The 24,020-nt window shown below is 46.1% G+C and carries 25 protein-coding genes; 7 read left to right on the forward strand and 18 right to left on the reverse strand.

The window, feature by feature from the left end; translation table 11 throughout:
• Positions 1–107 precede the first annotated feature (107 nt).
• The 3 genes from ACX5KA_RS19155 to nudE all read right to left on the reverse strand — a co-directional run bounded on the left by ACX5KA_RS19155 (position 108) and on the right by nudE (position 2,232).
• Positions 108–692, reverse strand: a complete 585-nt coding sequence (locus tag ACX5KA_RS19155) for a YceI family protein (RefSeq protein WP_039221447.1) — start codon at positions 690–692, stop codon at positions 108–110.
• 127 nt (positions 693–819) lie between these two features.
• Complete coding sequence (gene cysQ, locus ACX5KA_RS19160) at positions 820–1,665, reverse strand: 3'(2'),5'-bisphosphate nucleotidase CysQ (RefSeq protein WP_039221449.1); 846 nt, start codon at positions 1,663–1,665, stop codon at positions 820–822.
• 3 nt (positions 1,666–1,668) lie between these two features.
• Positions 1,669–2,232, reverse strand: a complete 564-nt coding sequence (gene nudE / locus ACX5KA_RS19165; RefSeq protein WP_014951322.1) for an ADP compounds hydrolase NudE — start codon at positions 2,230–2,232, stop codon at positions 1,669–1,671.
• A gap of 71 nt (positions 2,233–2,303) precedes the next feature.
• Here nudE and yrfG point away from each other — a divergent pair, with 71 nt between their 5' ends.
• From yrfG to ACX5KA_RS19185, 4 genes are all read left to right on the forward strand, one after another.
• Positions 2,304–3,017: a GMP/IMP nucleotidase gene (yrfG, locus tag ACX5KA_RS19170; RefSeq protein WP_039221452.1), complete on the forward strand. Its 714-nt coding sequence runs from the start codon at positions 2,304–2,306 to the stop codon at positions 3,015–3,017.
• Between the two features lie 13 nt (positions 3,018–3,030).
• Positions 3,031–3,576, forward strand: coding sequence for an inosine/xanthosine triphosphatase (gene yjjX / locus ACX5KA_RS19175; protein ID WP_014951320.1), 546 nt, complete (start codon positions 3,031–3,033; stop codon positions 3,574–3,576).
• A gap of 281 nt (positions 3,577–3,857) precedes the next feature.
• Positions 3,858–5,246 carry an NAD-dependent succinate-semialdehyde dehydrogenase gene (locus ACX5KA_RS19180; RefSeq protein ID WP_458731962.1) on the forward strand — a complete coding sequence of 463 codons (1,389 nt, stop codon included), beginning with the start codon at positions 3,858–3,860 and terminating at the stop codon, positions 5,244–5,246.
• Positions 5,247–5,434: 188 nt separating this feature from the next.
• Complete coding sequence (locus ACX5KA_RS19185) at positions 5,435–6,526, forward strand: MBL fold metallo-hydrolase (RefSeq protein ID WP_272972326.1); 1,092 nt, start codon at positions 5,435–5,437, stop codon at positions 6,524–6,526.
• A 175-nt stretch (positions 6,527–6,701) separates the two neighbouring features.
• Here ACX5KA_RS19185 and ACX5KA_RS19190 read toward each other — a convergent pair whose 3' ends face one another.
• From ACX5KA_RS19190 to gspC, 13 genes are all read right to left on the reverse strand, one after another.
• Complete coding sequence (locus ACX5KA_RS19190) at positions 6,702–8,135, reverse strand: YdgA family protein (RefSeq protein WP_458731963.1); 1,434 nt, start codon at positions 8,133–8,135, stop codon at positions 6,702–6,704.
• 73 nt (positions 8,136–8,208) lie between these two features.
• On the reverse strand, positions 8,209–8,973 hold the full coding sequence (locus ACX5KA_RS19195) for a type II secretion system protein N (protein WP_458731964.1): 765 nt from the start codon (positions 8,971–8,973) through the stop codon (positions 8,209–8,211).
• Positions 8,970–9,449 carry a type II secretion system protein GspM gene (gene gspM, locus ACX5KA_RS19200; RefSeq protein ID WP_039221461.1) on the reverse strand — a complete coding sequence of 160 codons (480 nt, stop codon included), beginning with the start codon at positions 9,447–9,449 and terminating at the stop codon, positions 8,970–8,972. The genes ACX5KA_RS19195 and gspM overlap by 4 nt, the downstream gene beginning before the upstream one ends.
• A complete protein-coding gene (gspL, locus tag ACX5KA_RS19205) occupies positions 9,446–10,645 on the reverse strand; it encodes a type II secretion system protein GspL (protein ID WP_458731965.1) in 1,200 nt (399 codons plus the stop codon). The genes gspM and gspL overlap by 4 nt, the downstream gene beginning before the upstream one ends.
• A complete protein-coding gene (gene gspK / locus ACX5KA_RS19210) occupies positions 10,645–11,733 on the reverse strand; it encodes a type II secretion system minor pseudopilin GspK (protein ID WP_458731966.1) in 1,089 nt (362 codons plus the stop codon). The genes gspL and gspK overlap by 1 nt, the downstream gene beginning before the upstream one ends.
• Positions 11,733–12,359 (reverse strand): type II secretion system minor pseudopilin GspJ, encoded by a 627-nt coding sequence (gspJ, locus tag ACX5KA_RS19215; protein ID WP_458731967.1) that lies wholly within the window; start codon positions 12,357–12,359, stop codon positions 11,733–11,735. Before gspJ ends, gspK begins: the two co-directional genes overlap by 1 nt.
• A 1-nt stretch (position 12,360) precedes the next feature.
• Positions 12,361–12,789 carry a type II secretion system minor pseudopilin GspI gene (gene gspI / locus ACX5KA_RS19220; RefSeq protein ID WP_458731971.1) on the reverse strand — a complete coding sequence of 143 codons (429 nt, stop codon included), beginning with the start codon at positions 12,787–12,789 and terminating at the stop codon, positions 12,361–12,363.
• A gap of 11 nt (positions 12,790–12,800) precedes the next feature.
• Positions 12,801–13,427 (reverse strand): type II secretion system minor pseudopilin GspH, encoded by a 627-nt coding sequence (gene gspH / locus ACX5KA_RS19225; RefSeq protein ID WP_458731968.1) that lies wholly within the window; start codon positions 13,425–13,427, stop codon positions 12,801–12,803.
• Between the two features lie 5 nt (positions 13,428–13,432).
• Positions 13,433–13,870, reverse strand: a complete 438-nt coding sequence (gspG, locus tag ACX5KA_RS19230; RefSeq protein ID WP_012520130.1) for a type II secretion system major pseudopilin GspG — start codon at positions 13,868–13,870, stop codon at positions 13,433–13,435.
• Positions 13,870–15,096 carry a type II secretion system inner membrane protein GspF gene (gspF, locus tag ACX5KA_RS19235; RefSeq protein WP_283627322.1) on the reverse strand — a complete coding sequence of 409 codons (1,227 nt, stop codon included), beginning with the start codon at positions 15,094–15,096 and terminating at the stop codon, positions 13,870–13,872. Before gspF ends, gspG begins: the two co-directional genes overlap by 1 nt.
• Positions 15,097–16,662 (reverse strand): type II secretion system ATPase GspE, encoded by a 1,566-nt coding sequence (gene gspE, locus ACX5KA_RS19240; RefSeq protein ID WP_283627324.1) that lies wholly within the window; start codon positions 16,660–16,662, stop codon positions 15,097–15,099.
• A gap of 1 nt (position 16,663) precedes the next feature.
• The gene (gene gspD / locus ACX5KA_RS19245) at positions 16,664–18,709 is read right to left on the reverse strand and encodes a type II secretion system secretin GspD (protein ID WP_039221475.1); all 2,046 of its coding nucleotides are present in this window, start codon (positions 18,707–18,709) and stop codon (positions 16,664–16,666) included.
• A gap of 98 nt (positions 18,710–18,807) precedes the next feature.
• Positions 18,808–19,725: a type II secretion system protein GspC gene (gene gspC / locus ACX5KA_RS19250; protein ID WP_039221477.1), complete on the reverse strand. Its 918-nt coding sequence runs from the start codon at positions 19,723–19,725 to the stop codon at positions 18,808–18,810.
• A 129-nt stretch (positions 19,726–19,854) separates the two neighbouring features.
• Between gspC and hslR the strand changes: the two genes are divergently transcribed.
• Both hslR and hslO read left to right on the forward strand, forming a co-directional pair.
• Entirely contained in the window at positions 19,855–20,259 is a 405-nt protein-coding gene (hslR, locus tag ACX5KA_RS19255; protein ID WP_014977772.1) for a ribosome-associated heat shock protein Hsp15, read from the forward strand.
• A gap of 23 nt (positions 20,260–20,282) precedes the next feature.
• On the forward strand, positions 20,283–21,182 hold the full coding sequence (gene hslO, locus ACX5KA_RS19260) for an Hsp33 family molecular chaperone HslO (RefSeq protein ID WP_039221479.1): 900 nt from the start codon (positions 20,283–20,285) through the stop codon (positions 21,180–21,182).
• 106 nt (positions 21,183–21,288) lie between these two features.
• Here the strand turns inward: hslO and ACX5KA_RS19265 are convergent, their stop codons facing one another.
• A complete protein-coding gene (locus tag ACX5KA_RS19265) occupies positions 21,289–21,462 on the reverse strand; it encodes a hypothetical protein (protein ID WP_458731969.1) in 174 nt (57 codons plus the stop codon).
• A gap of 166 nt (positions 21,463–21,628) precedes the next feature.
• On the opposite strand from ACX5KA_RS19265, the gene ACX5KA_RS19270 reads away from it, so the two are divergent.
• Positions 21,629–23,191, forward strand: coding sequence for a phosphoenolpyruvate carboxykinase (locus ACX5KA_RS19270; RefSeq protein ID WP_039221482.1), 1,563 nt, complete (start codon positions 21,629–21,631; stop codon positions 23,189–23,191).
• Positions 23,192–23,328: 137 nt separating this feature from the next.
• Here the strand turns inward: ACX5KA_RS19270 and ACX5KA_RS19275 are convergent, their stop codons facing one another.
• The gene (locus tag ACX5KA_RS19275; RefSeq protein WP_458731970.1) at positions 23,329–23,820 is read right to left on the reverse strand and encodes a hypothetical protein; all 492 of its coding nucleotides are present in this window, start codon (positions 23,818–23,820) and stop codon (positions 23,329–23,331) included.
• Positions 23,821–24,020 lie beyond the last annotated feature (200 nt).

Genomic DNA, 24,020 nt, shown 5'->3' on the forward strand with positions numbered 1-24,020 from the left:
CATTAAATTCTTAACTGATCGGCATTAGCACATGTGTGCGGTTTTTTATTGCGTTTAGTCACGTGCCACCTAGCTTTTTATCGATAGACGGCGGCAAGAACAATGTTTTATTGAGTAAACGTAACTGAAAACGTTACGGGTACTGTTGTTGTTATGCTCTTAAGCCCTGCAATTTTTTGAAGTGCAGCTACGCCTTCAGCAAGTCCAAAAGACTCTGCTTTAATTAACGTTGGTGACGTGGTTGATACGGTAAGCGTATCGTCGTTTACTTTACTTGCTTTAACAGCAAATGACGTAGGAACGGCTTTTCCGTGCAACATCAAAATACCGTCTACCTTCCCGTTAACAACTTGGCCCGATTTCAGGTTCATCATCGACTCAGGCAAGTTGGCCTCAAATGTCGCTTGTGCAAACTTGGCCACGTTGAACAGCATCTCTTGCATTCGCTTGTTGCGAATATCAATGGCTGTATTCACTGACGATAAGTCAACCGCCACGTTAAGTTTGCCACCGTCAGACAGCGTACCATCAAAGCTATCAAACTTATGTACTTCGGTGACTTGTGCATTCTTCGTCGATAAGAAGTGTAGTGCACTTGTTTCGCCGTCTATTGACCAATCGGCTGCGGCGGGAAATGCTAGCCCACATGCGAGCAATGCTGCAGACAACGTGCGAATACGTGTAGTCATCATAGGTTACTCCTTTTACTTTTTGGTTCCATCTGGCTTGATTTAACCACTACCAGAGTAATGTGGCCCAGCAACATTACTACGCTATTATACGTAGGTTAACACGCTGCGCTAAGTAAATTATTACGCGCTAGTGCTGATGTGGGTTTACGAAGTCATCATACTGGACTACATCTTGCCATGGCACCCTTTGATCGCCCATTACCACAAAATCTGGGTTCTCTAGCGAATGACGCTGATTGTAGGTAAGAGGTTCGAAGTTAGCGGCGGCAATACTCCCACCCGCTTCAGAGACAATGCATTGCGATGCGCCAGTGTCCCATTCGCCGGTAATACCGATGCGCATAAATACATCAGCTTTTCCTTCGGCAATAAAGCAGGCTTTCAGGGAACAGCTTCCCAATGGAAGCGTTTGGTATACGCGCTTGGCGCACATTCTGCTAAGCACTTTTTCTCTCGACTGACGACGGCTTATTGCAATCATCACCACACTATTTTTAGGGTCGTCTAGCTTGCGTACGCTTATTGGGTGATCGCCATCAGGTGATGACTTAAACGCGCCTTTGCCTTTCTGGGCATAATATAACGACTGCCCTGGCGGCCAAAAGATAACGCCTATTGTCGGCTCATTGTTCTCAATTAGCGCAATGTTTACTGCGAAATCACCGCTTCTGGCGATGAACTCTTGGGTTCCGTCGATGGGATCGATTAACCAGTATCGAGGCCAATGCTTTCGCTCTTCTAGACTTGCGTGTTTGTTTTCCTCTGAGAGGATTGGGATATCAGGTGTCGCAGCTTGTAAGCGCTTGTTGATGATATCGTTTGCCAAATAATCTGCGCTGGTAACGGGAGACTCATCGTCTTTTTGATAAGCGTCAAACTCCCCTTTATCGTATACGTCTAATACGGCTTCACCGGCTTCGATGGCAATTTCTTTCGCAAGTTCTAGTAGGTCGGCATGGGCGTCATCGGGCATTGTTTATTGTTCCTTAAACCACTTTTGAGCTAAAAACAGCGCGGCTATGCAGCGGGCTTCAACAAAGTCTTCTCTTGCAAGTAAAGCATCTGCTTCATCTAAAGGCCAGTGAATCACCTCAAGAGGCTCAGGTTCGTCGCCTTCAAGCTGCTTAGGGTACAAGTCGCGGGCCAAAACAATGGTCATATTGGCGTTAAAGAAAGTGGGCGCCATGCTGACCTTATGAAGCTCCACAAGATCATTGGCCGCGAAGCCTGCCTCTTCTTGTAGTTCGCGATTAGCCGCTTCAATGGCAGTTTCGCCAGGGTCTATTAAACCTTTTGGAAAGCCTAGTTGATACGAATGTGTGCCGGCAGCATATTCGCGAATTAACACCATGGTGTTTTCATCAAGCATGGGCACTATCATTACCGCGCCCCTGTTTCCGCCAGCCATCCGCTCGAATTCACGGGTGGCGCCGTTTGAAAACTCAAGGTCTAAGCGCTCTACCCTAAAGAGTTTGCTTTGCGCAACGATTTCACGAGAATGAATTTGTGGTAACGGTTTGTTCGGATCAATTTTTGGCATGTCTATCGCTACAACTTTGTTATCATACTTGTATACAATTTCTTAGCTTACTTCATTATAAGGAAAATCGCTTGCCCTTTCTGCCCTGGAATGAAATAGAAACTGTACTGCTAGATATGGACGGTACCTTGTTAGACCTTCATTACGACAACCAGTTCTGGCTACATCATTTGCCAAAACGATTGGCGGAAATAAGGGGAGTATCAGAGGCGCAGAGTCAACGTGAAATGACTGCGCGATATGAGTCAGTATTCGGGCAAATTCAATGGTATTGCTTAGATTACTGGGCTGAATCTCTCGAAATGGACTTAGAAAATGAGTTTATGCCGCTGAAGCGTGAGCTGGCACATTTGCTCGCCCTTCGTGACGATACAATTCCGTTCCTTGATGCGCTTCATGACTCAGGCAGGCAGGTGGTATTAGTGACCAATGCGCACCCAAACAGTTTGGCGCTAAAGATAGAGCATACCCAGCTCGACGCACATATCGACAACCTCATCTCTACCCATGAGTTCGGCGTAACCAAAGAGTCTCAGCTTTTGTGGGAGCGACTACAAAAGAGAGTACAGTTTGATAATAGCCGCACCTTGTTTGTCGATGACTCACTGCCAATTCTAAATGCGGCAAAGACATACGGTATTAAACACTTACTTGCTGTCGATAACCCTGATAGTACCTTGCCAAATCGCAATATTAGTGAGTTTCCAGCGGTGCGCGATTACCGTTTAATGCTAGAAGATATTAAGCAGAACCCTGTTGGGACTGTTTCGAAAGGACGTTTTTAAAGGACGAAAGCACATGGTGTCTGACACAATTTATGTAGGGTCGCTGAATCCAGTAAAAATTAATGCTGCGCTCAATACACTCTCTGACACGCTAGAGCACGATTTTGACGCTCAGGGTATGGCTGTACCAAGCGGTGTGCCTGACCAGCCAATGAATGAAGATGAAACGCGCTTGGGTGCCATTAATCGTGTGAAGGCCATGCTGGCTCATCATCAAGGCGGACTCACAGATGCATGGTATGTGGCAATTGAAGGGGGCGTGGATGTATTTGAAGATGGCCCCGCTACTTTTGCCTATGTGGCGATATACCATGAAGGTCACTGGTCGGTAACGCGAAGTGCAAGCTTGCCTCTTCCTGTAAGCGTATATCAGGCGCTACAGCGTGGCGAAGAACTTGGGCCGGTTATGGACAAGCTCTTTGATACGGTAAACATAAAGCAAAAAGGGGGGGCTATTGGTTTGCTTACTCTTAATCACGCCTCGCGACAAAGTGTTTATGAAGTGGCGTTAACGCTTGCTATGGCAAAGTTCCATTTCCCCGACTTATACACTGACTAGTGTTGAAACTCTTGTGCTGTACAACAAGGCACATTACACCGTTAATCAAACAGAGTGCCGCAAAGGGTATCCTGACTTAGGAAAAATGATAAGGCGATCGCAACGGTCGCCCTGAAATCTTTACTTCGATAGGTAATCTTTTCTGAATCCTTTCTGACACTTTCCATTACTTAGGCTTTAAGTTATGCCTATGTTATTGAAAATGTGTTGAAAAATATTTTTTGACACCTTGGCTTTTTAGTTGCACCTCCTTCAGACCAAACGGAATAAGGAGAGTGACAATGAGTGAGACAATCAATACCTACAACCCTGCTACAGGTGAAAAGATCGATCATTATCATTTGATGTCAGCCGAGGACGCCGAGCAAGCAGTTACCCGTTCACAAGAAGCCTATTTGAACTGGCGCCGTACGTCATTTGAGACCCGCGCTGATTTATTTAATAACCTTGCAAACCTGATGGAAGAGCGAATTGACGATCTCGCCAGCCTGATGACACGGGAAATGGGTAAGGTTACCGCGCAAGGAAAGCAAGAAGTGCAGCTATGCGCTGAAATATGCCAATATACGGCCGAGCACGGCGCTTCAATTTTGGAAGACGAACATCGCATTTTCGAAGGTGGTCGAGCAATCATTACGTACCAGCCCATTGGCGTTATTCTCGGCATCCAACCGTGGAATTTTCCGTTGTACCAAGTTATTCGTTACAGCGCCTCAAACATAATGGCGGGTAACACCACGGTACTGAAACATGCAAAAAACGTGTTTGGTATGGCGCAAGCCATTCAGCAAATGTACGAAGATGCTGGCTTTCCTAAAAATGTTTACCAGTCACTGCTAATTGATGGCAGCACGGCAAGTGACTTAATCAAGCACAAATACGTTCGCGGCGTTACTTTTACCGGGAGTGACGAAGTAGGTAAAGAAGTCGCGAAGGAAGCTGCAAGCTTGTCTAAGAAAACCGTAATGGAGCTTGGTAGTAACGACGCCTTTTTGGTGTTAGAGGATGCTGACATCGACCATGCTGTAGAAATGTGTATCCAAGGACGGGTTATTAATAACGGTGAAACCTGTGTGGCGGCTAAACGCTTTGTTATTGTGGATAGCGTCTATGAAGAGTTCCGAGACAAATTTGTGGCGCAGTGTAAAAAGCTAAAAGTTGGCGACCCCACAAACGAAAATACGGATTTGGGCCCAATGGCGAGAGAAGACTTGCGCGATGAACTTCATGAGCAAGTGAAAAAGTCGCTAGAAAACGGCGCTACGCTGTCTCTCGGTGGGGAAATCCCAGATTCTGACGGTTACTTCTATCCAGTAACTGTGCTTGAAAATGTATCGCCTGGCATGCCCGCTTACGACGATGAGTTATTTGGTCCTGTTGCGTCATTAATCCGCGCTCGTGACGACAAGCAGGCAATGGAAGTCGCAAACGACTCACGCTATGGTTTAGGCGGCGGCATTTTTAGTACAGATACGGACAAAGCTATTGCACTGGCGAAAGATGAATTTGACACAGGAATGGTAAACATCAATGGCTATTCACTCGCTCAGCCAAACCTGCCTTTCGGTGGTGTTAAAGACAGTGGCTATGGTCGGGAACACGGTGGTTATGGTATGCGCGAATTTGTGAATATCAAAACTATTATGGTAGCTGAAAGTGCTACTGAGTAATCACTAGATATTTCTCATCAATGTTTTGAAACGGGCACATGCGACGTGCCCGTTTTTTATTTCCTCGTTTTACTATCAACACGCTGTTTGACGCGACTCAGTTTCCCTGAATATTTTTACGCCACCGTTCGGTCTTTTATCTTGATGTGAAGGTATAAAAAGATAAGGAACGGTTTAGGATGATGGCGATGAAAGTCTTACACAGGCAATTAAGTTTTATAAGCAAGGGCACAGGGCAAAAGGTGCACATAAAGAAACAAGGTAAACTAAGCACCGCGTGGGTGAGCCTGCTTTCAACGACGTCTATTTTCTTGTTCTCGGCAATAGCGCCAGCCTCTTCGGGGCCTTTTACACAAGCATCGTCTCCATCATTACCTCAACCGTCGATTTCAGAAGGAAGTGCCGGTGAAAGTAAGGCATTTATGGCCTGCCAGAATGTGTCTGTTCAAGTGCTAGGTTCAGGGGGACCGGAATTGGATGACGGAAGAACCTCGAGCGCCTATTTGGTCTGGGTAGATAACAAAGCACGTGTTTTGGTAGATGCTGGCAGCGGCAGCAGTGTTCAGTTCGGCGCTGCCGGTGCGTCATTTGAGTCGCTTGATGCGATTTTGCTTTCTCACCTACATACTGATCACAGTGCCGATTTGCCGAGTTTTGTGAAAGGTGGGTATTTCACTAATCGCGAGAAAAATTTATGGGTAATAGGGCCCGATGGTAATGACGCTATGCCCTCGACCAATGCTCATGTCTCATCGCTAGTTGGCGAGGAAAGCGCGTTTAAATATCTATCTTCTTACACGATTCATGGCCAAGAAGATTACACAATATCGGCAAAAAGCGTTGCAGACGCCACATTAGAGAAACCTTTTGAATACGATGTGAATAATGGCATTAGTGTTGAAGCGATGTCGGTAAATCACGGGCCTATACCCACACTTGCGTGGAAAATTAAGGCTAACGGATGTGTAGCGGTATTTTCTGGTGATACTAATGATGAACAGGGAAACCTTGCTCGCTTCGCTAAAAACGCTGACCTTTTAGTACTGCACAACGCAATTGACGATAACGCGGGGCGCGTTGCGAAGAACCTGCATATGACACCGACACAAATAATCGATATCGCCGCGAAATCTAAAGCAAAACGCATTTTGCTATCTCATATTATGAAGCGCAGCGAGCCGGGTCTAGATGCGCTTACGGAGGCTATCACGGTTGTGGCTGAGGGGCGTGCCTATGCTGCGCAAGAATTGATGAATATCACGCTTTTTGATGAGAACTAGGTTACGTTTTAAGGAGAAACCTAAGACTCGTCAGTCTAGTCCAAGGGGCTTTAGTTGGCGGGGTTGAACGTGGGAAAGATGAAGTAATAAAAAATGCAGAGCGTTAGGCTCTGCATTTTTAGTTCTGGCTAAGGATTACCAGTATTTGGCGTTTTTTGAATGATTTCCCGGCAATCTATTGCGGAGCAAAAGGCAATGGAATAGGCGTACCATTTACACTGGCTTTGCCGTCTTTAAATTCCAGTTTTGTCTCGTAACCCGTCTCTGTTTCTTTTATCAAGCCTTGCTGGGCAAAGGTGCTTAATATCATTGGTGTTTGCTGCTCTACTGCGGCTTCAAGTTCTTCTGCCGTCATGTTTTGTGCTTGGGGTGTTGCCATTAATTGCCCCATCATGTAACCAGACGCAACGCTTTGCGCAAAGGCTTTGTCGGCCGTTATCTGTGCATCAGCCAGTAAATGGGTTATCCAGTAAGCCACATCTTCCATTGTGCCCGGCATCTCATCAATGCCAACTAGCTTAGTGTTCGCGTGTGCATTAAACGAACCCTCGGGCAATGTTGCTTTAAGCTTCGTTATGTTAAGTTCAGGCTCCGCTTTTAGTTGGGTAAGCAGATTCGCCTCAATAAATTCCATCATCTTGGCCGGCACTTCTTCTGAAGGGATCATTAGAGATGTGTTGCTAAAGTCTTGATAAGCCTTAATGAAGTCTACGTCTAAGTTTTTTAGGGCAACGCCTAAAACCATATCAGACGCCTCTAACTCCGGCCCTGCCACCTTTTCAATGGCGTACTCCACATAAACATTCGCTGTATTGCTGCCTTCATCAATTTCAGTGTCTGTAATTAGCGCAATATTGTCTAGCTGTACTGTTTCTCCTGCTTCAAGACCGGTAATTTCCATAGTTTCGATAAGTGCTTTAACTTTCGATTCAAAGAGTTCGCCTTTAAACGCTTCCATCATGCTGCCATCATAGGTCACATCCATAGAGAGGTTAGACATCTTCATCGACACGGCATCGGCATTTATGCTCAGTGATTCACCCGATGAGGTATAAAAGGTCTGGTCGCCCTCAGGAACAGCTTTACCGGCATAACCTGAGAAAAGCAGCGTAAAACCTTCTTCCTCGTCGGTTGCGCTAAGGGCCGGAATTACATCTTCGTAGCTTAAATTGCCAAGCAGGCCAACAACGCCTTCATTGGTATATATTGGCTGTTGACCGTCCCATTGAACGTATTCTCTTAATTCATCCCCATCAACAAATACCGTGTAGTGAACGCGACCTAACCCAACACCGTCACCGAAGTAAACAGGGCCGTGATGGGCAACCAGCGTAGCAGTTATGCTAGGGTTTTCTTCTAGTGGCATTTCAGATTGGTCGACATTTTGCGCATTCAAAAGTGCTTGGAAATCGATAGCGAGTTTGACTTCTGCTTTCGTTGAGAACCAGCCTTTGTCGTACGAAAGGACTTCGGCTGAATACACAGCCTGTTCGTTAATTTCGTTTACTGCAGCGTTAACATTTTCTTGAACGCTAGTACCAATAAAATAGGGGGCAACGCCAAGTGCAACTAAAGTAACACCAGCGCCAGCTAAAAGAGGTTTGTTCATTGTACAATCCTTTGTTTAGAAATAATCCAGTTATATTAGGTCAAGGCCGTAATAGGCTTTCGGTCTAGACGAGTTAGGTTCGAGGAATTTGAAACCCAATGTAGCCGCTACTATCCGGCGTACCAAACAAGCGTGCAGCCTGATGGACTTCTTGCGGTAAGCTGTTATCAGGTTTGAATTTACCACTTACTCGAATATTTTTCATCGTAGTAGGGATAACCGCATCCATAGATAGGCTTAGTAAGTTTGGCTCGCTTACTAGTATTCCAATGTCATCGCCCTCACAACGCAACTTCGCTGAGTAGGTGCCAAAATCGATAGGGCCTTGAGTACCAGCAACCGTTGCGTTTAGCCAATCGCCCGTGCCGTCTAATGATTGGCACGTTGGGCCGAACGTCAAATCATTCAGCGACACTTTAAAGCGTCCGCCTGCGTTTACAGGTAAGGGTAAGCGAACTTTTGCAAGCACTCTATCTACAGGCAGGTACAGCGTAAAGTTCTCGGTATTAATTGTCTCTTGGCTGAAAAGCCCGGTAGTGATAGGACCTTCAAAAGCAATATCATTTTTATCGCGAATATTTCCTGCTTTTAGGTCTAATTTGATATTCCCTATCAACATGTGTAACGGGCTTAACTCCCACTTTACGTTATTGATAGGCAGCTCATTAACCACCACCATTTGGGCCTTACCTGAAAACAGAGTGCCGCTAACACCGCTAACGGCTACAGTGCTTGGTAATGCAATGCGGCCAATAACGTGAACAGCAGGCATGTAGGCAATGGCAAACAATAAGAAGGCAATAATGCCGCCTATACTCCAACTAACTTTCGACTTCATGCTTTACCTAATTGTAATCGGCGAATTTTGATATAGCCTGGCGCATCGGCCTCGGCAATATCCGCTTGAAGAATAATTACGCCCATATCTTCCATGGCTTTGAGCCATTCTAAAACACTGTTAAACGGCGCTTGATCAACCCACACCTGCAGCTCGTCGCCCTGTGGCTGCATCCGAGAAATAGCAATATCATGCTGAGCAGTAGTACGGTTTACCGCCTGCGGTAACGAGCCTGAGAACGTTCGTTTACCCCCGCTACTGCGGCGCAATTGCTGTGCTCTTGCTGCACTGTCTTTTACCCAAACCAACAAGGATTGCTGATTGTCGAGAAGCTGTTTTTGTTTATCTAAAGCAGCATTAAGCGGCGACCATACCGCAAAATAAAATAGCGCAATTATTAATAGCACAGCTGAAACCAGTACTAACTTTTGTTCGCGCTCGGTCAGCGCTTTGTACTTTTCTAAGAGTGCATTCATGAGGTACTCCTTACTGATACTGTACCTACAACGCCATTGTCACGATTATTTATGGCCCCTTGTTCAACCACAAAGCCCGCGCTTTCTGCTGTACGTTTAAACTGCTCTAGCGCTTCAAAGTTTTTACCTTGCGCCTGAATGCGAATCTCAGTGCGAGTTGCATCGAAGCGCAGTGTTTGCGGTTTTACATCAGTGGCTGAAAAAGCCGGAGCGAGCTGGTCTAACATAATTAGCATAGAGGCGCTGCCACCGCCTTGTTCTAACTTGGCAAGCTCGCTTTGTAGCTTCAGTCGCACGTTGCGATAGGTGCCAATATTGGGGAAACCCGCTCTAACAGCGGTATTGACCTCACTGCTTAACGCCTGATTTTGGGCTTTAAGCTGGTAAAGAGAAAATCCTTTGTCGATAAGACTGGTGCATAGCGCTAACACTGCTAATACTGCAGCAACACGCCATTGACTCAGAGCACCGCTGCGCTTGCGCTTTACTTTGTAATCGCCTTGGCATAGGTTAAAGCTGCATTGCATTGCCTCTTTTGCCAATACTTGCATAGGCAACTCTAAGGGCGCCTGCGCTTCTTCAATGTTCGGCAGACTGCTTAAATCGATACCTGCGTAGTTTGTGATTGTCACAGGTTCTTCTTGCTGCGCAGTGAAGTGCACTAGGGTAGGAAGCAACCAAGTTTGTTCGCCTTGAACCCCTTTGAATTCATCTTGGCGCACCAGTAGCTGTTCACCTAAGGTTAATATCGACCAGCCGTTTTCAGTTACCGGTACAGCGAGTACATCAGGAATAATGGTGTCGCAGAATAACCCTGCTTCGCTAAGCCAGGACTGCCACAGCTCCATCTTTTCATGGCTAACTACTGCAACGGCCTGCTCATCGCCTCGCTTTGGGCCGATCGCAAAAAATTGCTGGCTAATGTCAGTGGCAAGCTCGTCTTCTAGCATAAACGGGATGGCAGAAATGATCTTGCGGCCAGCTTTAGGCGGCAGCTCAACCCATTTGAGTAAAATTTCGCTGCTAGGAGCTAACGCAATAACACTTCGTTGCCCCGCGCGTTCGGTCAGCGAAGATAAGGCTTCTGCATTAGGCAGCTCGCCCGATGCAATAATTTCATCTTCGGTTCGCGAATAAACGAGCCAGCTAATTGGGTCTGTATGGTTGGCGCCTAAACGCACCAAGAGTTGTTCCATCAATAGGTTCCCCCAAACTCGCGATTCACAATACTAACACCGGTATCGGCATTAACGTGAAACACGGTGGAAAGCTTAAAGGTTGCTTTGTTGTATTGTGTTTTTGTATGCAACATAAAATATTCAGTTTTAACCGAAAACCAATCTTGTCGAGTGCTTGTTAAATTAAGCGCTTGAATAGAGGGCTCGCTTAAAAATGCATTGGTATCGTCCCAGCCGTTTTGCGGGCGACTGCTAATCAAACTTGCGGCCTGCTGAATGTCTAATCCCGTTAGGCCTGCAAGTAATGGTGCATCTTCTTCTTCTAAAGTGTTGACGTTAATTTTCAACTCATTGTAATCCGGGATCACGCAAACTAATGGCAGTAATGCGTCTAGCCATTGTGGTGATACACCGTTAATAATACGCAATTCACTTTTTGATGCCAGTGGTCCGTTAGCTGCTAGGTAAGGAAACTCTCTGGACTCGTATTCGCTGTCTTCTGCACCGTAAGGGCGCATTCTGTCATCTTCGTCTACCCAGTCGGCTAAACTGTCGCGTAAGGTATCTGCGGTGTAGTTGTCTAGTCCGTCAACGCTAAGTGATAGCAACATTGTGTGAAAAGCGTCCATGGCTTCCGTGGTGTTACTTGTCCCATTGCTGCTAGTACCGCTGTTACTGCCTGTGCCTCCTGCACTGCCAGACGTGATCGCGTTTAAATTAAAACACGCCTGCAAATCGTCTAAGTTAGCGGTTAAACCACCGTTTTCTAAAGGATAGCTGAATTCTTGTGCCCAAGGCTGATCTATAGAAATCACATCCGGGCTTTCCTCTATCAAAGACTGGATAGACTTACGCGCAAAGGCCTCTGCGCCCATGGCGTACCAGTATGCTTGATTATTGTCTTTTAAGTTCATCGTACGCTGCACCTGAAGCTGCAAGCGTGTACCCATTTCTGTGGCTAATACGGAAACCAAAGCGACAATCATCAGCACAATCATCAGTGCCACACCCTCTTGTTTGGCCGGTGGGCTAGACAGTTGATGCGTACCCTTTACAGTCTCAGAGTGCTCATGGTTTTTTAAACGAAGCGTTCTAATTTTTGGCATTACGACGATTCACCCGTGGTTAAGGTGAATTCCCTACGAATTTTGCCGAAGTCTTTACTAACAAACTCAATGGCCACCGCGCGCGGCAGTGCTGTACCTTTGTAGCTCTCGCTCCACGACAGGTCTTCGTCTTCACCTAACGAACCGCTGTTAGCTGTGGCAAGAAATTCGATTTTCAGGCTTTCAATATCTTCTAACAGCACACGTACTTTTGGCTCATAGCCGATGACATTATCTACATAGTTGCTGTAAAGACGTTCTAACTTGTTTTCTTGGAGCCTATAGGCAACAAATTGTAGAGTACTTCTTGGCAACATTAGCTGAGGGTTATGCCACCCTCCGCGTACAAAACCAATGCCGTCATCGTCACTGTCGTCGGTTTCACCGCCTGACATGACCACGTCTTGCTTTTCGCCGTTAACCCTTGCTGCGCGTGGCACGGCTTGTTGGAGGTCTCGCTCGATAGTAATCATGGCACGCTGCAGCAACTGGAGCTTGGCAAAACGCTCTTCTGAAATGTCATTGCTATCGATAACAGTGGTTAATAAACCCGTTGATGCCAGTCCGATAAGGGTGAATATGGCCATAGCAATCAGTATTTCGATAAGCGTAAAACCGCGCTGCATGCTAATGTCCCGCCGTCGGTTTAGCCACAAAAGTGGTTACTGATGTAACTGAACTGCTGTAGCTTTCGTCTTCGCCCACCGAAACGGTTACCGAGCGTAAGTCGTTATCGTTGGTCTTCGCAACGGTTTGTTGCCAGTACCAGGTACGGTCCGCCATCTCCATCGTGCCTTTTAAGTTATTCTTTGGTGGCCAGGTGGTATCAAGTTGAAGCTGGTTAAGGCGATTGCTCGCTACCCAATTGGCAAAAGTGACAGACTCAATTTGGCCAACGCTTGATAGGTGCTCACCCGCAGCTTTGAGTACAGCAGTGCCGGTGAGTGCGAAAATAAGCAGTGCCACCATAACTTCGAGTAAGGTTAAACCACGTTGGATATGGGGTCTGTTAGGCGCAATGCTTTTGCCAGATGAATTTACCGTGCTTGTTCTCATATTAGGCGCGTTCATAATGGACGCTCCAGGGGACCTTCAAGCACTAAAGGCGGTAAGTCTTGGTTTTGCAGGCTGTAGTAAACAGGGGAGTCGCCGTCGTCACCTTCGTAATTAAACGATAACGTAAAAGGGGTAATTTCGCCGCTCGACATAATTAGCACTTGCGGTGGAGGCAGCTTTTTCTCTTCTTCGTTACCTATTTCAACGCCTTCATCAGAAACGCTAAGATTTTCATCGAATAGTTCTCTGTCAAAGAGCCTGTCTTCAACGTCCCACGGTAAGTCGTCTAAATTTAAAGTGAAGGTAAAAGGCTCAGGTAACGTGTAAGGCTCGTAGGTTTTTTCGCCCTCGATACGCTGCCATTCATCATCGTCGTCTAAGTAAACGAAGAAGTATTCGTTTTTGTCGGCTTCAAAGCGCACGCCCAGCTGCTGTTGATTTAACACCGCAAAATCGCTGGCCATATCAACGATTACCTGTAGGCGTTGGGCTTGGGTTTTCAGCAGGTCTGATTTACTCGCGCCAAAGGCGTTAAACATAACGTAACCTGCCGCCAAACCCATAAGCAGCAATACCAGCATGACTTCTAATAGGGTGAAGCCTGCTTTATGAAACGATGTACTGCCGCGGTAGCGCATATAAGTTAGTTCAGGTATTCGTTAATATTCCAGTTACCAATATCATCATCAGTACCCGGCTCGCCGTCTGGACCATTAGAGAAAATATCAACTACGCCAAGCTCTCCCGGGCTGATTAGCGCATATGGGTTGCCCCATGGATCTTCAGGCAGACGCTTGATAAAGCCGCCTTCAGGATAGTTACGTGGAATAGGGTCGATAGTAGGTGCTGTAACCAGCGCATCTAAACCTTGCTCTGTGGTGGGAAAACGGTTGTTGCGCAGCTTGTACATTTCAAGCGCACTTTCCATTTGCTGGATGTCTACCGCCGCCTTTTTAAGCTGCGCTTCTTCTTGGTTCCCCAAGATTTGCGGTGCCACCATAGACGCCATAATACCGATGATTAGAAGTACGACCATGACTTCAATCAAACTGAAACCAGAACTGCGATTAAGTGTTTTCATTAAATATTCACCATGTTGTTCAATGCTAAAATTGGTTGCAATATTGCCATAACGATAAACAGAACAATGCCCGCCATCGATACAATAAGTAAGGGTTCAAATACCTTAAGTGAGACACCAATAAGCGCTTCAAATTCCCTATCTTGATTATCTGCGGCGCGAGATAGCATTTGCTGTAGCTCGCCGGATTTTTCACCTGACGCAATCATATGCATCATCATTGGTGGAAACATTTTTGTATTATCTAGCGCGGCGCGCAAGCTGGAGCCTTCTTTAACGTTGACTGCGGCTTCGGCTACTTGATTTTTAATATGCTGATTTTCCAGTACATCACCTGAAATACGCATAGCCTCAAGTAGCGGCACTGCGCTGGCACTTAGAATACTCAAGGTTCGTGCAAAACGGGCGGTGTTAAGCCCGCGAGACACCCGGCCTATCAATGGCAAGGTTAACAGCGCTCTGTGGTAGCGTAGCTTCATGTGCTTTTGCTGCAGCACGCGCTGAATAATAACGATAAGCACGCCTATACCAACAAGCATAAACAAGCCGTAATTTTGTAGCCATGTGCTCACCGATATTAGGAATTGGGTGATGCCCGGCAGGTCTTGACCCATGTGGTCGAACTGTCCAACAATTTTAGGCACTACCACCGTTAACAATAGCAACACGATACCCATTGCAAAAAACAGCATTAACGACGGATAAATCATCGCTTGTGTAATTTGACTGCGGGTCTGTTGTCTGCGCTCTGTGTAGTCGGCAAGACGATTCAGCACGGTATCAAGATGGCCTGATTTCTCCCCTGCTGCGACCATAGCGCGATACAGCTCATCAAATACGCTGGGAAATTGCGCAAGCGCATCAGCAAGTCCGTGACCTTCTACCACTTTACTGCGTACTGCCATCATCATATTTTTTTGACGAGGCTTTTCGCACTGTTCAGCGACGGCAAGTAGCGCCTCTTCTACAGGAAGAGCTGATTCAACAAGAGTAGCAAGCTGGCGTGTAAGTAGCGCTAAATCTGACGCTGAAATACGGGGTTTAAATAAAGAAAATGATAGGCCTTTGCCTTCACTTTGTGCGCGCTCTGCGACCTGCTCGACTTCTAAGGGAATTAAACCTTTTTCGCGCAGCTGTTGGCGAACCTGACGGGCATTATCGCCTTCAAGTACACCATTTGTATTCTTACCGCGGGCATTAACCGCTTTGTAAGCGAATGCCGCCATTTAGTCTTCCCTCGTTACTCGAAGCACTTCTTCAAGAGAGGTTTCACCCGCTAAAACCTTGCTGCAGCCATCTTCACGGATGCTTGGGGTAGAGGTTCTGATATAACGTTCAATCGCTTGTTCGCCGACACCTTCGTGCATCATTTCACGTACTTTTTCGTCAACTAATAACAGCTCGTGAATACCGGTACGACCACGATAGCCCGTTTGGTTACACGCGGCGCAGCCGTGCGGCTTATAGATAGTGGTGTCGCTTGTGGCATTCTGCCCTAATATTTCCAGCTCAGAGGCGTCAGGTGAATGTGGCTTTTTGCAATCTGGGCACAGGGTACGAACGAGTCGCTGTGACAATACGGCCAATAAGCTCGAAGACAACAGAAATGGCTCAATGCCCATGTCTTCTAAACGGGTAATCGCGCCTGCTGCCGTATTGGTATGCAGAGTAGACAGTACCAAGTGACCGGTTAAACTGGCTTGAACGGCAATTTGTGCGGTTTCGATATCGCGGATCTCACCCACCATGACTACATCGGGGTCTTGACGCAAAATAGCGCGAAGGCCTCTGGCAAAAGTCATATCTACACGGGGATTAACCTGCGTTTGTCCAATGCCCGGAAGATCGAACTCAATAGGATCTTCAACGGTTAAAATGTTTCTGTCTCGCGAGTTTATTTCGGTTAACCCTGCGTACAAGGTGGTACTTTTACCTGAGCCCGTTGGACCAGTAACCAATATAATGCCGTGAGGCTTGCGAATAAGAGATGAGAAGTGGTTTCGGTTTTGCAGCGTCATGCCTAAATCTTCAAGATTTAAGCGCGCATTGTTCTTATCCAATAGACGTAGCACCACACGCTCGCCGTGACTTGAGGGCATAGTAGAAACACGTACGTCTACCGCTCGTCCTGCAATGCGCAATGTGATACGCCCATCCTGTGGTACGCGTTTTTCGGCAATGTCTAATTTCGCCATAACTTTAATACGCGATACCAACATGGAAGAAAGTTTGCGGTTAGGGCGCAAAATTTCACGAAGTACACCGTCTACGCGAAAGCGAACCACAAGCTGATTTTCGAAGGTTTCGATGTGAATATCCGACGCACCTTCTTTAATCGCTTCGCCCAACATAGCGTTGATAAGCTTAATAATGGGCGCATCGTCTTCACTGTCTAACAGGTCTTCAGTGTCCGGCAAGTCTTCAGCAAGGGCGAACAAATCACTTTCGTTGCCAAGATCTTCCATTAGCTGTTTAGCCGCTGAGCTATCTCGCTGGAACGCACTGGTCAGCAGGCTCTCAAATTCGTCAGCGGGTATGGTTTTGGGTACAAAGGGCTCACCGTAGAAGCGACGTACTTCGGCAAACACATCAAACGGCGTATTTTCTGTAAAATACAAAACAGCCGGCGTTTCATTGGTTTCAAGCAACACCTGATTGCGCTTTGCAAAGCTAAAAGAAAGCTGTCTTGGACCGGCCTCTTCTTCAGGCAAACCGGCGTCTTCACCCATAGCTTCCAAGGCTTCTTCTTGCGCCTCTAGAGCTTGGGTAATTTGTTCGTCCTGCCCCGCCATACTAGTCGTTACCTTCTTTTTTCTTCTCTTTCTCTGAGAGATACTCTTCAAACGAAGGTGGTAAAGCGAGTTCGTCGTCCCATTGTGGCAAGCTTGGCGTTTCAGCTGACGGCATTAGAGACACGCCCTCTTGCTGACGTTTAAGCTGAAGTGCGCGAATGTAGTTATACTTGCGATGGCTAATAGAATTCATGGTTGCGCCGTCACGGACAATCGTTGGCTTTAAAAATACCATTAGATTACGCTTGCGTTTGCTGGTCGACGTTGTTTTGAAGAGATGACCAAGAATAGGGATATCACCTAGCAATGGCACTTTAGACACACTTTCTTGTACGTCTTCATCAATCAAGCCACCTAATACGATAGTACCGCCATCATCAACAATTACTGTGGTTTTAATTTCACGTTTGTTAATTGAAATATCAACCGACGTTGCACCGCTTACGCTCGATACTTCTTGTTCAATAAGTAGTTGTACCGCATCGCCCTCGTTAATTTGAGGCGTTACTTTAAGTTTGATGCCTACCTCTTGTCGGTCGACCGTTTGGAAAGGATTAGAGTTGTTCGCGCCTGTTGTGGTACCCGTAATAATAGGTACCTCTTGACCAACAATGAAAAACGCTTCTTCGTTATCCATGGTAGTTAGGTGAGGTGTGGCAAGAATATTTGAATTGGTATCAGTGCTTACCGCCTGTACCACTGCGCCCCAGCCATTTTCGATAACGCCAGCAATCAGGCCGTTTGCACCGCCAAGTAAGCTTGCAAGAGCAGTGAAGTCGCCTTCTATCGTGTCCGTTGTTTCTACCACTTCACCGTTGGCAGTGATGTTGGTTTGCGTGGTCTCTCTATCTTCGGCCTGTCGTAGTGCCACAGCTAATGAACCGACGCCTATAACACCATTATTGAACTGTGTACCACCGCCCTCTTCTGACACCCATTGCACACCTAATGTGTTGCCGTCGCCTTCAAAAACTTCAACGATAATGGCTTCAACTTGTACCTGTGCACGGCGAATATCCAGTTGACGCACCACTTCTTCTAGCGAGCGCATCATGTCTGGCTCTGCAGTTATAACGATGGCGTTAGAATCTTCGTGTGCGTCGATGCTAATTTCGCGGTTTGAGCTTGCTCTGCGCGATGTGGCGCCGCTGCCTTGCTCTTCTGCTTGGATACTGGCCGATACGCCTTGCAGAACTTTGACTAAATCTTCTGCCTTAGCGTAATTAAGAAACAGTACGCGAGTGTTGCCATTGGACTCCAGCTCTTGGTCCATGCGTTGAATAAGATTGATAAGACGCTGACGCGCTTTAATGTCGCCGCTTACGATCACAGAGTTCGTTCTGTCGTCTGCTACAACGCGAGGTTCAGATTTAGCGCCTGTATTGGCTTTACCTTGTGATTTGTTGATACTTTCAATAATACGTACCATCTCAGAAGCTGAAGCATAACGAAGCTTAACAATCTCTACTTCTTCGTCACCAGCGCGGTCTACGCGCTCAATGATTTCAACAAGACGATTAACCACCGCAGCACGGCCCGTTAGCATCATCACGTTTGATGGATCGTGGCTAACCACGTTACCGCCGCCCGCTTGGTCATTAAGCTGGCGCAATATAGGCGCAAGTTCGCGCACCGGTACGTTATAAACAGGCACAACGCGGGTAATAAACTCATCGCCGTCTTGCTGCGCGCCTTCAACAACCGGGATATTCGATGTCTTTGCGTCTTTTGAGCGAACGACTTTTAAAATTCCGCTAGGCATTTCTACAACGGCAAAATCATACACTTGTAATACGTTCAGGAAAAACTGGTAGTACTGATCCTCGTTGAGCATGTCGTAGCTGCGTACGCTTATTTTGCCGCGTACGTTAGGGTCGACAATAATAGTTCGCTCAAGATTTTTACCAACAATATTTATGAATTCATTGATGTCAGTATCTTTGAAATTAGGCATGTACTCAGCGGCCGTGACCGAGAAACACAGAAGCGCTGTGCACATGGCTGTGCCTAAGCGAGATAATAGTTTTTGGCTAGTGCGCCTTTTCATTCTAACTTCCTTCATTTCCTAACTTGTCGATGACCGAATTGCTTTATTTGTTATTTTGTATACCTAGCGACAATATAGTGCTACTACCGTTAGTGGTATTAAGACTCGGGTAAATCTAGGTATAGCGTAGTTAAACTGCCATCTCGAATAATCGTTAATTCTATAGTTTGTGCATTGCGTAGCTCAGACAGTGCCTCTTGCGATTGCTGCAAGTCGGTAAGGTCTAGCCCGTTAATCTGTGTAATGACATCGCCTGCCTGAAGCCCTGCCGATTTAAATAATTCGGGCTCTTTGCCGGGGCTTACCTGGTAGCCGATAAGCTGACCTTCTTCAGTTTTTGGCGATATTGAAATAAAGTCTGTGAAGTTGGCTGGACGCTCTCGCAGAGCTGCAGTTGCCTCTAATGCTTCGTCGCTAAGCTCAACGGTGTCTTCTTCTAATTCTTCTGGCTCAGGTCGATTTCTTGCCTGCATTTCACGGCGACGATTAGCTTCGTCGTAGTCAATTCCGTCAAGCATCAGGGTTTCGTTTCTCACCCCGTTCTTAATAATAACGCGATCGTTGTACACTTTTTGCAACGTGGCATTGGTGCCTTCAATCTTCTCACCTAAGCCATAAACCGCTTGGCTGCCGCGATTTTCAATAATAGCGGTACCCGCCTCCTGCTCTGAACTGGCCACAACGCCCGTCAGGGTTAGGTTTAAGCGCGTTTCTGGTGCGTCGGTAACCTCGGCAACCGGTTCCGCGGGTTTAGCCGCTGCATTACCAAACAGATTCAACTGTTGTATTTTGGCAATGTTGACCCCATTTTGGCCTGACGGCGAAGAAATAACCGGAGCACGGCTTACTGTGGGTGTCGCAGATAGTTGAGGTTCGGGTATAATTCGCCACACGAGTTTGGCTGCAAATGCAATTAAATACAGGCTGAGCAGAACCACTACGATGGTATGTAGCTGTTTTTGATGCTGGTTCAGATAAACAACCAGAGATTGTGGGTTGGGTTTATTGAATGTCATGCTGCCACTGATGGTACTGCTTTATTATAATATAGTGAATTTTTGGTTAACCGCGCTTTAGCAAACCCATAATATCCTAGTAAAGGTGAGGGTCACAACACTAAAGCCACACCATTACGAAAATATTACATGAGCCAATCGGATAGCAACAATACAACACAAAATGTCAGGCTGGACAAGTGGCTATGGGCTGCAAGGTTCTTTAAGACCCGCGCAATAGCCAGAGACATGGTGCAGTCGGGAAAAGTCCAGTACAACGGGCAAAGAGCCAAACCTGGTAAGCATGTAGAGCTTGGCGCCATGATTAAAGTTCCCTCAGGATGGGATAATCGTGAAATTAAGGTGCTAGGCTTAAGTGACAAGCGTTTGAGCGCTCCTTTGGCGCAGGCGCTTTTTGAAGAGACGATTGAAAGTGTAACAAAACGTGAAGAAAACCAAACGGCGCGCAAAATGAACGCCTTTCACAGCCCAAAACCAGATCATAGACCTGATAAAAAGCAGCGACGACAGATTATTAAATTTAAGCAGCAATAATGAGCTGCTCAACAGGATTAGTTATGAGCGATTTCGATAAATTACACCGCTTCTTATTTACCCAAGCTAACGTTCGTGGCGAATTGGTTCGTCTTGATGAGAGCTTAAAGCAAATTGTGCACAGCTATGAATACCCCGTGCAAATTCAAACATTGTTAAGTGAAATGGCGGCAGCGACGTCATTGTTAACGGCAACGCTTAAGTTTAAAGGTGAAATTTCTCTTCAAATTCAAAGCAAAGGCCCGGTAAGTTACGCGGTCTTAAATGCTACTCACGAACAAACGCTTCGCGGGGTGGCGCGCTGGGACGAAACATTAGAAACCTTGCCTGAAACGTTTTCAGAGTTACTATCTCAAGCGGTATTAGTCATTACTATCACACCAGATGAAGGGGAGCGTTATCAAGGTGTTGTCGCATTAGATAAGCCTTCTCTAGCTGAATGTATTGAAAGCTACTTTGCTCAGTCAGAGCAGCTAGCGACCAGCGTGCACCTAATGACAGACATGAGCGACCCTAAAAACGCGAAGGCGTCGGGTGTATTGCTTCAGGTCTTACCGACTGATGCCAGTGCTACTGATGTGTCGCAAGCCAATGAGTTTGCTCATATCACTAAGCTTACTCAAACGTTGACCAAAGAAGAGATGTTTACGTTGTCGGTTGAAGATATTTTGTATCGTCTTTACCACCAAGAAGACGTGGAAGTGTATCCAGCGAAGGACGTAACCTTTGCCTGCTCATGCTCAAAGGAGCGCAGCGCAGAAGCACTTCGTCACGTAGAGAAGTCTGAGCTTCACGCAATTATTGCTGAAGAAGGGGCGATCAAAATGAACTGCCAGTATTGTCATACCGAATATCGCTTCGATAGTATCGACGTAGAGGCTATTCATAGCGGCAACTTCGACGCACCGTCTTCAAATCAGTAACTGCTTGTTTACTGCTGTGTTAAAGCACCTTCTTTCGAAGGTGCTTTTTTGTTTCTGAATCTCTCACCGTCTAGATAGGTTCATTTTCCCAACACTTCACTTTTGGTTAAAAAATGTCCAGCAGTAAGTGTTTAACTTTTTTTCCACAGTCCCACTTTTCTTTTATTTCTGTTTCAGTGAAAGTTTTCACCCGATGTTTCAAAAAAAAATTCATCTTTTTATTTTGAAATTCATCGATCAATATAGGTTTTCTACGCCCTTTTTTTGCATTTATATCCAAGGAAAAGGCTTTCCTTGTAATTAATTTACAATATTTATGAAATTTTAATGTGAGAAATAGTGAATATGTGTTTTATAAATGCGTGTTAGGCCTTGTTTACATTACACTCGAAGAGGTGATACTTTTTTGAAAGTGCTTTTGAAAAATTACATATAGGGTAACAGCCATGACCGCAGCAGCCTCAATTCAAACGGAACTGAAAGTAACGCCACTCACCGACCTGCCAAATGCAGAACTTATCGAGCGCGCCGTCAAGCGCGGCGAAGGTGTCCTTGACAAAAACGGCGCGCTTGTCGTTGAGACCGGAAAACGAACCGGTCGCTCTCCAAATGATAGATTTATCGTTAAAGAGTCAACAACCGAAAATGACATCGATTGGGGCAAGGTGAATAAGCCTTTTGACGCTGACAAATTTGATGCGCTGTGGAATCGCGTTGAAGCTTATCTGTCTACCCAAGAACACTTTCTTTCACACCTTCAAGTGGGCTCCGATCCTGAACATGCTTTGTCGCTTGAAGTAAGAACGCAAACCGCGTGGCAGCACGTTTTTGCCCGCAACCTTTTTATTATTCCTGAACAATGGAATGTTAAAGGCGACCAGCCTTGGCAAATCTTAAACGTACCTGGTTTCACTTGTGAGCCAGAGCGTGACGGCACAAACAGTGATGGTACAGTTATCATCAACTTCGCTAAAAAGCGTGTGTTGATTGCAGGCATGCGTTACGCAGGTGAAATGAAAAAAGCCATGTTCTCAGTGCAAAACTTCCTACTTCCGGCAAAAGACGTGCTACCTATGCACTGTTCTGCCAACGTGGGTGAAGAAGGCGATGTGACTCTGTTTTTCGGTCTTTCAGGCACAGGTAAAACCACGCTTTCAGCCGATCCTAAGCGCTTCTTAATTGGTGACGACGAGCACGGCTGGGCACCAGGTAGCGTATTTAATATTGAAGGCGGTTGCTACGCTAAATGTATTGACCTATCTCAAAAGAACGAGCCAGTAATTTGGAATGCTATCAAGTTTGGTACCATCTTAGAAAACGTAGTGCTTGATGAAACACGCACGCCAGACTATACCGACACGTCGTTAACCCAAAACTCACGTGCGGCCTATCCGCTTTCACACATTGAAAAGCGCGTTGCTGAAAACCGAGGCGGCGAACCTCGCTCGGTTGTATTTTTGACCTGTGACGTAAGTGGCGTATTGCCTCCTGTTTCAGTGTTAAGTGAAGAAGCTGCGGCGTATCACTTTTTAAGCGGTTACACAGCGAAAGTAGGCTCTACTGAAATTGGCTCTACAAGCGATATTGAATCAACCTTCTCAACTTGTTTTGGTGCGCCTTTCTTCCCGCGTCCAGCAGGCGTGTATGCAGAGCTTCTGATTAAGCGTGTTAAAGCGTTTGGCGCTAAGGTTTACTTGGTTAATACCGGTTGGACAGGCGGCCCTTACGGCACAGGTAGCCGTTTTGATATCCCTACTACGCGCGCCATCATTGATGCGATTGTATCGGGTAACTTGGCTGATGTTGAAACTCAGCACATTGACGCGTTAAACCTAGATGTGCCAGTGGCAATAGACGGTGTAGACAGCAATTTGCTTGTACCACAAAACACGTGGGCAGACAAAGAGAAGTACAACGAATACGCCGCTAACTTAGTCAACGACTTTAAACAGAACTTTGAAAAATACGACGTTAGCGACGCTATCGTTAAAGCCGGGCCGGGTAACTAACACTCGGTCTGCCCCTTCCCAACGTTCATCACTCTCAACGTGATTGATGTTTTGCCCGCACCGTGTTGCGGGCTTTTTTATGCGGATTGGTATTATTAGGCTTTCGAGAGCTAGCTGCTTTAATGGCACCTTTAATATTAGAGCATTGAGCTAAACCAATTTGTGGATACTGGAGTAAAGTTGATGTCGGCCTTGTACTGAAAAAGTGCGCTGTCCATATGACTATCTCTTATCCAGTATTTCTGTTTATCAATAGAGATAAGTCTTAGGGAGTAGGGCACGCCAAATGGATCTAGAGGAGCAGTTTCGATAAGTAGCGAAGTATCAAAAATACGAATCTCTCTTTGTCTATTGTTTGGTGGTGGAGTTAATTTGTTTTGAGCATCATAAATAACTGGAACATGTAAATACACAACGCCTTCTGGGAGGTTATGTTTACTGACAACTTCAAATAACTCTTCGCGATCAAATCCCGATTGTTGGATGTCCCAACTGGAGTCAATAAATACTGTCGCTAAAGCGACGGTATTATTTCCAACATGAATAAATGCGCTAGGCTGAAATAATCTGACAAAGCAATAAAACCCAAATAAAGATGTAATGACACCAAATAACATCCATCGCATCATTCATTTCGCTTTAGATTAACTTTATTAGGAAAGGTTGGCATCGGCGCATAAGGCATAACGAAGTATTCTCCAATGATTAATAGACTCCCTGTTTATACATCTTTTTATATCAGTAAGTGAGCCAAAGAGATAATCATTAATAAAGCAATTGTTGTTAACAAATTTAACATCCGACATTCCGCATCAAATTCAGGAATAAA

This window comes from Alteromonas alvinellae, from assembly GCF_902705805.1.

Excerpts from the sequence above, each read along its gene's own strand:
- cysQ (WP_039221449.1), bottom strand. The coding sequence starts at position 1,665 with ATGCCCGATGACGCCCATGCCGACCTACTAGAACTTGCGAAAGAAATT.
- gspC (WP_039221477.1), bottom strand. The coding sequence starts at position 19,725 with ATGACATTCAATAAACCCAACCCACAATCTCTGGTTGTTTATCTGAAC.
- ACX5KA_RS19195 (WP_458731964.1), bottom strand. The coding sequence starts at position 8,973 with ATGAAGTCGAAAGTTAGTTGGAGTATAGGCGGCATTATTGCCTTCTTA.
- ACX5KA_RS19190 (WP_458731963.1), bottom strand. The coding sequence starts at position 8,135 with ATGAACAAACCTCTTTTAGCTGGCGCTGGTGTTACTTTAGTTGCACTT.
- ACX5KA_RS19180 (WP_458731962.1), top strand. The coding sequence starts at position 3,858 with ATGAGTGAGACAATCAATACCTACAACCCTGCTACAGGTGAAAAGATC.
- gspH (WP_458731968.1), bottom strand. The coding sequence starts at position 13,427 with ATGCGCTACCGCGGCAGTACATCGTTTCATAAAGCAGGCTTCACCCTA.
- gspI (WP_458731971.1), bottom strand. The coding sequence starts at position 12,789 with ATGAGAACAAGCACGGTAAATTCATCTGGCAAAAGCATTGCGCCTAAC.
- gspE (WP_283627324.1), bottom strand. The coding sequence starts at position 16,662 with ATGGCGGGGCAGGACGAACAAATTACCCAAGCTCTAGAGGCGCAAGAA.
- gspD (WP_039221475.1), bottom strand. The coding sequence starts at position 18,709 with ATGAAAAGGCGCACTAGCCAAAAACTATTATCTCGCTTAGGCACAGCC.
- yjjX (WP_014951320.1), top strand. The coding sequence starts at position 3,031 with ATGGTGTCTGACACAATTTATGTAGGGTCGCTGAATCCAGTAAAAATT.
- gspJ (WP_458731967.1), bottom strand. The coding sequence starts at position 12,359 with ATGCAGCGCGGTTTTACGCTTATCGAAATACTGATTGCTATGGCCATA.
- hslO (WP_039221479.1), top strand. The coding sequence starts at position 20,283 with ATGAGCGATTTCGATAAATTACACCGCTTCTTATTTACCCAAGCTAAC.
- gspL (WP_458731965.1), bottom strand. The coding sequence starts at position 10,645 with ATGGAACAACTCTTGGTGCGTTTAGGCGCCAACCATACAGACCCAATT.
- gspK (WP_458731966.1), bottom strand. The coding sequence starts at position 11,733 with ATGCCAAAAATTAGAACGCTTCGTTTAAAAAACCATGAGCACTCTGAG.
- ACX5KA_RS19155 (WP_039221447.1), bottom strand. The coding sequence starts at position 692 with ATGATGACTACACGTATTCGCACGTTGTCTGCAGCATTGCTCGCATGT.
- gspG (WP_012520130.1), bottom strand. The coding sequence starts at position 13,870 with ATGAAAACACTTAATCGCAGTTCTGGTTTCAGTTTGATTGAAGTCATG.
- gspM (WP_039221461.1), bottom strand. The coding sequence starts at position 9,449 with ATGAATGCACTCTTAGAAAAGTACAAAGCGCTGACCGAGCGCGAACAA.
- nudE (WP_014951322.1), bottom strand. The coding sequence starts at position 2,232 with ATGCCAAAAATTGATCCGAACAAACCGTTACCACAAATTCATTCTCGT.
- ACX5KA_RS19275 (WP_458731970.1), bottom strand. The coding sequence starts at position 23,820 with ATGATGCGATGGATGTTATTTGGTGTCATTACATCTTTATTTGGGTTT.
- ACX5KA_RS19185 (WP_272972326.1), top strand. The coding sequence starts at position 5,435 with ATGAAAGTCTTACACAGGCAATTAAGTTTTATAAGCAAGGGCACAGGG.
- gspF (WP_283627322.1), bottom strand. The coding sequence starts at position 15,096 with ATGGCGGCATTCGCTTACAAAGCGGTTAATGCCCGCGGTAAGAATACA.
- ACX5KA_RS19270 (WP_039221482.1), top strand. The coding sequence starts at position 21,629 with ATGACCGCAGCAGCCTCAATTCAAACGGAACTGAAAGTAACGCCACTC.
- hslR (WP_014977772.1), top strand. The coding sequence starts at position 19,855 with ATGAGCCAATCGGATAGCAACAATACAACACAAAATGTCAGGCTGGAC.